The 12372-nt window shown below is 60.8% G+C and carries 4 protein-coding genes; 1 reads left to right on the top strand and 3 read right to left on the bottom strand.

What is annotated here, in order from left to right:
* Window positions 1-146: 146 nt before the first annotated feature.
* The 3 genes from LDO86_RS05155 to LDO86_RS05145 all read right to left on the bottom strand — a co-directional run bounded on the left by LDO86_RS05155 (window position 147) and on the right by LDO86_RS05145 (window position 10907).
* Window positions 147-4733 (bottom strand): DNA methyltransferase, encoded by a 4587-nt coding sequence (locus tag LDO86_RS05155; protein WP_224084330.1) that lies wholly within the window; start codon window positions 4731-4733, stop codon window positions 147-149.
* A gap of 1 nt (window position 4734) precedes the next feature.
* Complete coding sequence (locus tag LDO86_RS05150; RefSeq protein ID WP_224084329.1) at window positions 4735-7656, bottom strand: helicase-related protein; 2922 nt, start codon at window positions 7654-7656, stop codon at window positions 4735-4737.
* 131 nt (window positions 7657-7787) lie between these two features.
* Entirely contained in the window at window positions 7788-10907 is a 3120-nt protein-coding gene (locus tag LDO86_RS05145; RefSeq protein WP_263422044.1) for a DEAD/DEAH box helicase, read from the bottom strand.
* Between the two features lie 233 nt (window positions 10908-11140).
* Here LDO86_RS05145 and LDO86_RS05140 point away from each other — a divergent pair, with 233 nt between their 5' ends.
* Complete coding sequence (locus LDO86_RS05140; RefSeq protein ID WP_224084327.1) at window positions 11141-12355, top strand: DUF262 domain-containing protein; 1215 nt, start codon at window positions 11141-11143, stop codon at window positions 12353-12355.
* The last annotated feature ends 17 nt before the right edge of the window (window positions 12356-12372 follow it).

Genomic DNA, 12372 nt, shown 5'->3' with positions numbered 1-12372 from the left:
CTTAAAGATGCCGTCCTGCGGATCCTCCAGAAACCCTTGCAGACCGTTGCGCGCGTCCCGGTCGGTTAGGGCGAACGTCGTCGACAGATAGTCAATCAGCCCAACCTGAAGGTCCTTGACCTGATGTGTGGGCAGGAGGACGGCCATTAGCTCTTCTCCGCCAGAAGCTTCTCGAAATGAGCATAGGCTTTGCGCATGTCCTCTTCACGGTCATACGAAACGAAGGGGAACTCGAAGATGTACTCCACGTTGCTCTGGGGGTGCGTCCAAGTCCTATCCTCGACTCTCATGTCCTCTCCAACCTGCCGGTACAGTCTGGCAACTTCTCCCGGAACCTTGCGGCCATTCGCGTCGTAGAGGTCCGTGCGCTCGTAGCCAAGGAGCACCGGGAACTGAGTCCGATAGGCAACGGCAAGTTCCTCATCCGTTATACCCAGCGCGATCGCCGCCAGTGCATCAAGTTCTACTTGAAGCATTCGTCGATCACTCGCGATCCTGGCAGGCGAATTCGCGGTCCACTCACCTAAGCCCGCAGCTGCCCATACATCTCCAAAGCTACTTGTCAAACAAACCAATCGCGCTGCCCGGACACGAACTGCATGCATCAACGAGAAATCACTAACGAAGGGTAGCGTTTCCACAACGGAGCCATAAAAATGGCCATAAGACCCTGCTTTGACAAGAAAATCAACCGGCAGAGCTGACAAAAATCCTGCCGCTTCGAGAAGCAATCCGCTGTCAAGCAGAGCCGGTCCACCGGCAGCGATGACACCATTGACATGAGCGGCACCTGCTGGAATCACAGTGGGATAAAAAGTCCTCACGCCGGTCGTGGCGGCCATCAGCCGCCACGCAAGCCGAGCCTGTTTCCTGGACGATTCCACACGACCCGAGAACGCCCATCTGGTGAATGCGGCGTCGTAATCAAGTCGTGCGCCAGAAGGCTGATAACTGGTGCGTGGGATGAAATTCTCCGGGAGAGCCTCGAGATCGATCTCGGTCCAATCAAGGTTGTTCTTCATCGTCGGGTTAGGCTGTTTGGCGAAAGGATTAGCAACGCTGAAGTGGGGACCTTGCAGGATCACATCGTCCCAAGAGTGAGGCACGGCAGATCCGACCTCGAAGTAGCCCTTCTTTCGGTCGGCAGCCTCATGCCAGCCGCTTGAGTATTGGAAGCCGAGCTCTCGAATCCTTGGAGCCTTGCTCAGTTTCTCGAGAACCCGGGAACTGGCGCGGTTCACGGGGTAGACCATACGGGCTTGGACTGGAGGCGTCCCGGGTTCATCGAGAATGTCCGCCCAAACCGTGAGGACCGACTCGTCAACGTCGATGATCCGTTCCGGATGGGGCCGGAGGTCCCAATTGCCTTCATCGTCCTTCAGCCCAGGCACTGGTCCATCGCCGTTGTGGGCGAGGGATCGCACAACCGTTTCCGGGTGATACAGGGAGGCGGCCATCTTGAATCGCGGACTATTCCGGTGGGGCCCATAAACATGAACTCCATACGAGACCAAGTGGTGGATCTCGAACAGAGACAGCTCGTTAATGAACTGCCAGTGACGCCGCAGTCGCCGATACGTCTCCGCCCGCAGCATTGCCGCCTTCTTCTCCGTGAAATGCGACTCGGGGTGGAGGAGCGCAGCTGCTCCACTGTGTGAAGCTGATTTCCATACTCGTTCCATGAAGACGCGATAAAGATCAGGTTGGAGTCCCGCCAGGAGCGGATATACGGTCGGATCACCGACAAATTCAGCCACTTGAGGGATAACTATCGCGGTCTCGACGAAGTACTCGCGCATTCCATCGAGGGCCAGCGTTGCCTCGCGCTTCGAACGAATCTGAGCCTGCGTAGGCTTCTCGATGAGCTGCCACCACGGGTCACCTTCTGCAAGGAGCGCGGCCTCGTCAGAACGCGGCCTGACCCATGGCGGATTTCCCACCTGCAGATCAAAACCTCCGCGCCCAAAGACGGAGGCGAAGTCCAGCTCCCAGTGGAAGAATCCCTGGTCTCGAGCCACACGGTCGCATACAGACAACCACGGATGCTCTGAGAGCAGATCCTCCACGTCCCTCGCCAGTGCGAGCTGGAGATCGGCGTGTTCCGCATCGTTAAGCTCATCCCAGTTTGCACCCGCGCTGAGGGCGCGCTGGCCCACCATTCGGGAGTCCTTACCGGTTCGTCCGAGCAGGTCTTCTAGAGCGTCGAGCCATTGGTCGAGGCTCGGCGGGACGGCTCCCTTTGTGGCTTGCCGGGTCAGCGGCCAGAACCATAATGCGTTCCAGGCGTCCATCACACGACGGAGTCGCTGGTAGGCGCCGTTTGGGTTGTTGATTGCCTCTTCAATCTCGGCTCGGGTCACGGCCCGTGTGGTTTCAGCAGGCTTGGGCGCCTTCGGTTTGCCGAAGTAGTCGATCTCCCGGCGGGCTTCCTGATCTGCGATGTCAAAGCGGCGCAGCGTGAGCTTCCACAGAGACTCGACCCGTCGGGAAAGATTGAGCAGGCGGTCGATCTGCTGCTTTGTCGGCTTAGCGCGCAGAGACTTGCGCCACGCCCCGAGGGCCTTCTGCGCGTCGCCAGCGAGGTCCTTGACCTCCTTGGCGTCCGAGGCTGCGCCCCACCCCTGAGCGGGGAGGAGGAAGTGGTGGACCCGTCCGACCACGGCGGGATCGTCATCGTCCGTTCCCAGCCCGGCAGCCAGCCCGCTGAGGGGGGCGTCCTGTGGTGTCGAGGTGAGCCAGGACTTGTCCCTGACCTGAGCCGCAGAGTATGTCGCGCGGCGGGCACCAATGAGTGAGTTGCCGCGGCGAAGCCGGAGGCCGAACCACGGCGCCTGCAAACCGGCCACCATCGTGTCCAGCCAAAGGGAGACCTCGGCGAGCTCGACCGCCGTCGCGTTGAGGTCCACGCCGTGCACTTGGTGCAGGGCGATCTGCGCTTTCACCTTCTGCAACTCGAGCGGGTACTCGTCGGCCGGGATGCGCACGTCGAGCTCCTTCTGCTTGCGCTCGAGGTACTGTGCGGCCAGCTGACGCACGGCTTCAATCGCGAACGCTCCAGAACCGAGGGCGGGCTCACAGACGGTGAGGTTGAGGACCTCGTCGGCGGCCGTCGTCGTGCCGTTCTGGTCGAGTAGTTCCTCCAGAGCCTGGGAGACGACGAACTTCGTCATCACCTCAGGAGTGTAATACGAGGCCGACTGTTGCCGCTCCCGGCCGGCGAGCCGGAAGACGAAGGTGCCCTTCTGGTGAAGGACCGGCTTGAGCTGTCCGGTTACCTCATCCTGCGTCTTGACGAAGTGCTTGGCATCAATTTCGGCGGAACGTGTCACCGGAACAACCCATGAGCCCTTGGACGAGTCGCCGTCCTTGGCGACCTCGTGGAGGTCCTCCTGCGCAATGAAGCCTGTGTAGGACATGAGTCCCTCGTATACAGCTCCGAGCTGGTTGACGCCGAGCTCGGCGTAGGAGATGAAGCCGCGGTCCTTGCCGCGGGCCTCCTTGCTCAGCAGGAGGTGCTCAAGGACTTTCTGGAGCGGGGCGTTGCCGAGCTTGACCCCGTCGATGTCAGCAGTCCGGGACGGCGAAAAGAGATCAGCTTCGAGGTTTTCGAAGGTGAGCGCGTCGTCGGCCTGCATCGGCCGGTGGCCCCTGTTAACCAGGGTGAAGAGCAGGTTGAGGGAGTCGTAAAGGTGGGTGCCTTGCTTGGCCTTCTCCGAGGTGATCGGGTTGAGGACGAGCTCCCGGATTCGGTCCATGCCGTAGCCCTGATCGTATTGCTCGTCGCCGACGGGGATGACTCCCATCTCCGGCGAGGCCTCGGCGTAGAGCAGGAACAGGATCCTGTAGAGGAAGCGCAGGGACTGGCGTGCAAGCGACTGGCCGTCTACGTAGTCGTTTGACATCCCGGCTGCGGTGCGGCGGGTGAGGACGTCGTTGGCGATGATTTCGATGGAGAGCCGGATGCCTTCGCGGAGGTCCTTCGAGACGCCTACGGTGTGCTTGACCGAGGACTCGATGACGCTGTTCCACCTGATCTGCTCGTTCGCGTCCGGGTGGAGCGAGTCGCGCCCGAAGACGGCGAGGAAGCGGTCCAGTTCGCCTCCGCGTTTGGTGTCGTTCCGTTCGACGGCGAGCAGGGCGTCAGCGGCGAGGTACCGGCCTTCGGGCCACCGCTCGCGCTCGGTCAGGATGAGCCAGCGGCCGGCCATAAGGACGATGAACTGCGGGGCTTCGTCGGTCTGGTAGAGCTCGGAGATGAGCTTGCTGGCCGAATAGTTGGCTTCCTTGTCGTCCACGAGCGGCTTCTGGAGGAGGTCGCCGCGGTCCTTGGCGAGGGCGTCTTCGAGGGAGTCGGCCGGCTGGGCTTCAACGAAGAGGACGTCGTTGTTCGGGGTAGACCAAACGCGGTGCGCCAGGAGTTCGGCACCGCTTCGTTCGGCCTTGAACGTGGTGCTCGTGCCTTGGAAGCCGAGCGCTTGGCGCAGGTCCCGGTAGACGCGAGAGGCGTTACCCTGCTCCTCGGCAAGGGTGCCAAGGTCAATCTGGAGTTGGCCGCGAGCCTTTCGGAATCGGTCCAGCGGGGACTCGTGGCCTTCTTTGGACGTGTCGTCCCATTCCTTGCGGAGCCTGAGGACCTCGGATTGGAAGGACTCGCCGGCTTTGGTGGTGTCCGTGGTGAAGAAGTGCTCGCTGACGAAGTCCTCACCGACGACGAATGAATCGAACGAGGGCATCTCAGTGCTCTCCTTCCGCGGGGGTGTTGAGGGGCACGACGACGAGCAGCGGCCGCACAAGGCGGCGGTCCGGGGCAAGGGAGGAGACGATCTCCTGTTCCTGCTTGACGCGTGTTTTGTTCTCTTTGAGGCGCCGCGTACTCATGCCGGGGAGCTGTGCCTGCCCGTTGACTTCGCTCCACGCGTCCGCTCGGCCGTGCCATTCCCCCAGCCGATGATCCGCGGCCTGGGCGGCGGCCTCGAACGTTATGTCGAGCGAGCCAGTGGTGTTTTTGACGGCCCGGGCGATATAAGGCTGATACGCCCCGGCGTCCGCGACGGGCCCGGTGTTGATCGACTTGTCGGTGAGGCCGATACCACGGAGGTACTCGGCGAGACTGCCGATCTGCTCGGGGATGCACAGCTTGCCGCCCTGCGTGGCGAAGAACGCTTGGGAGATGACCTGTCCTCGGCGGTTCATCAGCGTGCCCATGAGGAGGATGCTCGGCTCCTCGACGTCGGCGCGGACCACGGGAACCTCGTTGCCGGCCATCGACGCGAGGGCGCGGTCGCTGGCCCATTCGAGGACTGGGTGCAGCGGGCCGAGGAAGTGGGCCTCTGGCCAGGTGGTTGCCTTCTCGCCCTTCGCCGGGATGGCCTTCTTGGCTGCGTCGAGCTCATTTTGGCCCTTGTCCAGGGTCGTGGCCAGTTTGAGCTTTTCCGTGATCTTGCGGTCGGCGAGGTAGCCCTGCGGCAGGTGCGCGAGCCGCTGCTGGAGGTCGCGGGGTGGTTCGAGTTCTGCGACCTGGTGCTGGGCGTGGACCCTCCAGTTCACCCCTCCCCCGGCGCCGTTGGAGGGTGGCTCTTCGGGGTTACCGAAGGCCTCGTGGAGGGCGTCGTCGAGGTAGTCCAGCTCGCTGGAATAAAGCCCTCCGCCGGCGTCCGTCGGCACCCGGGGTGAGTCGCCGCCGTCGTCCGCGGTGAGCTGCTCGAAGAAGCTGTCGAAATCGTCGAAGGCGCCGTCGGCGGTGTGGGCCGGGTCAAGGACGTCCTCGACGGTCCGCACGACCTGGTCCTCCGACTTCCTGCCTGTGAGGACGGCGAGGATCGCTTTCTGTTCTGCCTCTACGCTGTGCTCGCCCATAAGAGAGCCGACGTCATTGAGGGCGCCGTGGGCTTCATGCTCGCGCTCCATGAGGCGGGTAATGACCTTCAGGTCTCCGGCAAACTTCTCGTGGTTCGGGTGCAGGAGGAGCGTGGTGATCTGGGGGTTCTTCTTCTGACCGTACCGGTCGATGCGGCCGTTGCGCTGCTCGATGCGAATAAGCGACCACGGGATGTCGAAGTGGATGAGGTGATGGCATTGGCTGTGCAGGTTCACGCCTTCGGAGGCGACGTCTCCTGTGACAAGCACGCGGATGGGTGAGGACTCCTGCTTGAAGCTTTCGACAATCTCCTGCTGTTCAACGTCGCTGAGGCCGCCGTGCAGGATGCGGACATTCTCCGGCTTGAGGCCGAGGTCCTTGGGGAGGTGGCGCTCGAGCCACATGAGCGTGGGGACCCGCTCGGCAAAGACGACGGCGCGCATGTCCGACTTGGGACCGACACCGATTCCTTTCAGGTACTGGGCGAGCTCCTGGTACTTCGCTGAAGGCTTCTTGAGCGACTCCTCGGTCAGGGCCCTGAGGTGTTCAAGAGCTTCGTGCTCCCGGTGCTCTGCTGGCAGCTTCGGGTCCGCGACCTTGCGGAGGCGCTCCTTGACCGTTTCAAGAAGCGCCGCAGGGCTTGAGAGGAAAGCTTTCGCGAGCGTCCAGGGGAAGAGAGAGCTGTTCGCGCCGGAGTAGGGGCTGGAACCGTTTTGGGGATATAGCCACATATCTGCGATTTCCTGGGCGACGGCGTTCTCGGCAGGACTTGCCGGGATCAGACGGTTGTCTGGTTCGAGGCGCTCCATCCAGTTGGCGCCAACCTCGGCGGCTACCTCGGGACTGTGACGGTGACGCCGGATAATAAGGCGCTGAATATCGTTTCCGTCGAAGGTGCCGTCCGGACGGATCGCGGTTGGGTCAAGGAGACGGATCAGCTCGGCAAAAGATTCTTGCTTGCCATTGTGAGGGGTTGCCGAGGCGAGGATGAGGGCCTCGGTGTTGGGGGCGAGGATCCTGGCGAGCTCGTTGTTGAGCGTTCCTGCGTTGGTGAGGTTGTGGGATTCGTCGATGACGACGGCGTCCCAGCGGATCTTCTGCAGATGCGCCTTGTAGCGGGCTGACTTCAGGGTGTCGATCGAGATGATGGCGCGCTTGAAATACGTGAATGGATTGCGCGTCGCCGGGAGCGTTTGACGGACCTTCTGGATGCCGGCGGAGTCCAGGCGGACAAACGGGAGGGCGAAGCGGCACCAGAGCTCGTGCTGCATCTGCTCAAGGACATGCCGGGGAGTGACGACCAGGACGCGCTCTGCCCTTCCGCGCCGAGCCAGCTCGCTCAGGATCATGCCGATCTCAAGCGTCTTGCCTAGGCCGACCGCGTCCGCAATGAGGATTCTGGGGCGGACGTTCTGGGGGTCCAAAGCGCGGGCGACGGCGATGCGCTGGTACTCGAGCTTGTCCGCGAGCATGCGCGTGGAGACCGTGAGGCCCTCATGATCCTGCGGAATGGGCGTCTTACGGAGGGTGGACTCGAGCCACAGGCGGGCGCGGCGGTAGTTTGGGCTCGCATCGGCCACGGGAACGGCTTGGGCGGGGTCAACGACTTCGATTTTGTCCAGGCTCTTATAGAAGGCCGCTGTTGTGTCGCGAACAAGCTCACTGAGTCCGCGGACTCTTATGAGGAGGCCGTCGCCCGTTTCCTCTACTCCCGTAACTAGCCATTCCTCGTCTCGAACGTGAACGATGGAACCTGGTGCGACGTTGAGCTCGACCTGCTCGTTGACTGGAGCTGACACTGATCCTTGCTTTCTTCTGTCCCCATAGCTACCGGGTAGGGCGTAGGCAGCAGTGACCCGAGGGTCAAGACTCATCTAACCATCTACATGTGCGAAGGGAACAAAGCGGGCCATGTCCCCCGCGTTTTCACTCACTGCGCAACGGCAGCGGCTGTGGCATACACATCGGCGGGCATCGGCCGGTGCAGCTTCCACGTGATCGAGATCGGTTTCTCGCCCACGTGCTGCACGTAGTCCACCTGCCCCAAGCATGTGTAGGGAACAGTTAGGCCAGTCTCGTCGTCCGCTGTGTTCCTCGTGAAGATCAGAATTTTCGAGCCGTGGGAAACCCGGTCGAGGTATCGCCGACCGGTCGGGCTGCTCGGAGAGGTAGCGTTCTGCGACTCCCAGTGGAACAGGTCTGGACTGAGCGCGTAGTCCTTGTACATCGTGGTCGCCGAATGCTTCTCGTCGTCCTTGTTCAGAGTGACAAAGAAGGCATCTGTGGAAGTTGCAGGACACCAGGCAACGCCCTCACGGTGCTGGACGTTCTTGCCCTGTTCCAGCGAGCCGTACTGCAACGCTGCCAGAACCTCTTCGCGGCGGTAGGTGGCATGCGAGAGCAGCGGGATGTGCTGCAGCCCGGCGCCCAGGCTCTTCGCTGCATGTTTCGATGCCGCCTCTCCCAGCTCCACAACCTGGCGGATCTCGCGGCACACAAACTGGTAGCGGCGCAGGTGGTCCAGGCCGTCGTCGTACGTCTTGAATCCTCCGCCGTCATCCCACAGCGTGTAAAAGAGCATGCGGGCGAAGCCCTGCTCGCGCATGCCAAGCTCCGCGTAGCGGGGCGCGTCGGGAGCGACCAGCATGGAGTAGGCGGCGGCACGTTCCGGATCGTCCACGTGAATCAGCGCGGCGATGCGGCCCAGCAGCTTCTTTTCCTCCGCGTCCGACAGCTCCTCGAGCTTCCCGCGCAGCACGGTCTCCAGGGGTGAGAGCCCCTCGATCAGTCCTGCCTGGCGGAGGTAGCCGGTCCACGAGTCCTTGGTGGAGCGGTAGATCGTCTTCACCTCGTTCCCGGACCGCTCCAGATAGGCCTCCAGCTCGGTCTCGGCGTACGAGGCGATGTCCCGGACCAGCTGTGCCCGGTTGAACCGCAGCTGTGCCTTGATGTTGTCCAGCACCACCTTCTGCGCCACCCGGTCCAGCACGATTTGCGAGCCGGAGGGCAGGTACGGGAACTCGTCCTCGACAGCCTTCTCCAGCTCCTTGCGGCCGTAGCCGGTCAGCGCCCGGTAGCGCAGATCAAAGCGGAACTCACGGCGCTGTTGGCCGATGAAGTCCAGGACCGTCAGCACCGCCTTGCCCTCCGCACGGCGCAGCCCGCGCCCCAGCTGCTGGAGGAAGATCGTGGCGCTCTGCGTGGGCCGGAGCAGCAGGATGGTGTCCACCTGCGGCAGGTCCAGGCCTTCATTGAAGAGGTCGACGGCGAAGATGCAGTTGATCTCCCGTTGCCCCAGGCGCCGGAGGGCCTCATCGCGGTCAGCATTGTCAGTGGTGCCGTCGACGACGACGGCGGCAATGCCAGCCCTGTTGAACACCTCGGCCATGTAGCGGGCGTGCTGCACGGAGACGCAGAAGCCGATGGCCCGCATCTGATCGGTGCTGGTGGCCTTGTCCCGGAGTTCGCGAATCACCTTGGCGGCGCGGGCGTCGTTTCCGGTGTAGAGGGCGCTCAGCTGGGTGGTGTCGTAGTTGCCGCGTTTCCATTCCAACTGACTCAGGTCCACGTCATCGGAGACGCCGAAGTAGTGGAACGGGACCAGCAGGTCGGCGTCGAGGGCGTCCCACAGCCTTAGTTCGCTCGCGGTACGCCCGTCGAAGAACTGTTTGGCGACGTCAACGCCGTCCCCGCGTTCTGGGGTCGCCGTGAGTCCGAGGAGCTGCTGCGGTTTCAGATGGTCCAGCAGCCGCCGGTAAGTAGGCGCCATGGCGTGGTGGAACTCATCGATGACCACGACGTCGAAGAAGTCAGGCTCCAGCTGCTCGATGCCGAGGGAAGACAGCGACTGGACGGACGCGAAGATGTGCTTCCACTCCTGCGGCTTGTGATCCCCCACGTAGAGCTCACCGAAGGCTCCGTCCTGCATAACATCACGGTAGGTGCGCATCGCCTGTTTCAAGATTTCTTGGCGGTGGGCGACGAAGAGTAGTTTGAGATCGCGACCGGCAGCTTCGGACAGCCGTTTGTAGTCCAGGGCGGCGATTACTGTTTTGCCGGTGCCGGTGGCGGCGACCAGGAGGTTGTGGTTGAAACCCTTGAGGCGCTCCGCTTCCAGATCCTCCAGCATCTCCTCCTGGTGGAGGAACGGCTGAACCTCCAGCCCAGTGGGGGCATCCGGGGCCGCTGTGCGACGGCCGCCGTTCCGTTCCAACGCAGCGTCCAGCTTTACGCCGTCGCGCTCCGGGTCGTAGCTCTGGAAAGCCCGCTGCTCCCAGTAGCTGTCGAAGGTGACCTCGAACTTCTGCAGGAGGGCGGGCGTTGCGACAGAACTGAGCCGGACGTTCCACTCCAGCCCGTCCAGGAGTGCAGCCTGGCTCAGATTAGAGCTGCCGACGTAGGCGGTGTCGAAACCCGTGTTGCGGCGGAACAGCCAGGCCTTGGCGTGCAGCCTCGTGGCCTGGGTTTCGTAACTAATCTTTACCTCGGCCCCGTACCGATTGACGAGCTCGTCAATGGCTCGGCGTTCGGTGGCCCCCATGTAGGTGGTGGTGATGACTCGGAGCTTGGCGCCGCGCTCCTTGAGTTGCTCTAAGGCAGGCTCCAGGAGCCTCAGGCCAGTCCACCGAACGAAGGCGCAGAGAAGGTCGACGGTGTTCGCGGACTCTATCTCGGCCCTGAGTTCCGCGGCGAGGTTGGGCTCGTCCTTGCTGTTGGTGAGAAGCGCCGAGTCACTCAGCTTCGTCTTGGGGCGGCGAGGCTGGCCGCGCCTTAATGCGTCAGGAGTATGAAGAGAATGAAGTTGGCAAGGCACCTCCGTGATGAGGTCGTCGTAGTGAAGCTCCTGAAGAAGTCGATTTGCCAGAGCCACCCTGTCAGTCGGCCTCGCTCCGGCGAGAGCTTTTCGAACTGCGTCTGCGACGTGACGGGAGAGAATGTCTGGAGAGTCTTCGTCCTCAATGAACTCAAATTCCGGTTCTAGCTCGGGAACTTTAGAAAGACCAGCTATTAGCCTTTCAGTTTTGAGCTGTTCATATAACCCCTCCGACAATTGTTCAACTGATGGTCCCCCATCGGATGTCTTCACTGGGCCAGGCTATTTGCCAGCAGGAACGAGGGCAACATGATGGCCACAGCTTAACGCCGCGCAGGACTGTCGAGAGTGCTTCAGACAGGGGCCGGTGAGCTCGCGCAGAAGGCTGCCTGCGCATCCCTAAGCAACCAAACAAGAGGCTAGAGTCGATTAGGATCAACCACCGATATCACTTCCATAAGGAACAGGTCTTGAGCGAAGAAACTTACGAAGAGTCCCAGCCACTCTGGGGCGATGCCTACGACGCTGAGTCAGACCTGAAGTTGGCCCAAGGTCATCAGGCTGTGGTTACGGGGACGGACTGGACTGTTGAGACGATTTTGAGTCAGATGCGCCGGGGAAACTTTGATTTGTCACCCAAGTTTCAACGTCGGGATGCTTGGGATGCGGTCAGGAAAAGTCGGTTCATTGAAAGCCTCATCCTTCAGCTTCCGGTTCCGCAAATAGTGTTAGCCGAAAAAGCTAATGCCAGAGGTCAATACATTGTCCTCGATGGCAAACAGCGACTGCTGGCAATACAACAATTCGCCTCGAGTTCGAGCCTTGATTCCGGCATGGAAGAGTTTCGTCCGCTGCGCCTCACAGGACTTGATATCAGACCGGAGCTTAAGTCTATGAGCTTGGCAAACCTGGAGGAATCAGTACAATTCCTTGACGACCTTAACTCATTTCTTAACCAGACGATCCGCACTGTGGTTGTTCGTTCATGGCCTGATGAGGATTTCCTAAACTTAATTTTTCTTAGATTAAACACCGGAAGTGTCGGGCTTTCACCTCAGGAATTGCGTCAAGCACTAGCACCGGGGCCTTTTACCGAGTTTCTAGACGCGTATGCCTCCAATTCCAGGCCGCTCAAGAAAGCCCTTAATATCCAACGACCCGATTTTAGAATGCGAGACGTTGAAATCGCCTTACGATTCTTCGCTTTTGATTTTTTTCTAGAAAATTATCAGGGCAATCTAAAACGCTTTCTAGACGATACAACTTTGCAGTTGAATATTGAATGGCCTCGCAGTAAAGATGACGTCGAGAAATCTGCCAAATCCCTTGACGCGGCAATAGGTTGCACATTGGAAATTTTTGGTTCGAATGCGTTCCGGCGCTGGACTACTGATGGTTACCAGCGGAATTTCAATAGAGCTGTTTTCGACACGATGACGTACTACTTCAAGTCCACGGACGTGCGGGAACGAGCTCTCGCAAAGCCTTCAGCCGTAGAGCGGGCATTTCAAAACTTGAACACATCTGACGCCGATTTCAATAATTCCATCCAGACCACAACCAAGACACTCACTGCAACCCTAACGCGTCTTCAAAAATGGGGCCACACCCTAGAGCAGACGCTTGATATCGCACTCCCTGCGCTCGATGACGTTGAACAGCTGATGGAGAAACACCGTCAATGAGCACTGGCACATCCAAG

Origin of the sequence: Arthrobacter sp. StoSoilB19 (assembly GCF_019977275.1) — a bacterium.
Classification (GTDB): Bacteria; Actinomycetota; Actinomycetes; order Actinomycetales; family Micrococcaceae; genus Arthrobacter.
The sequence above is the reverse complement of the archived record's forward strand: the minus strand, read 5'-3'. Positions and strand labels throughout refer to the sequence as shown.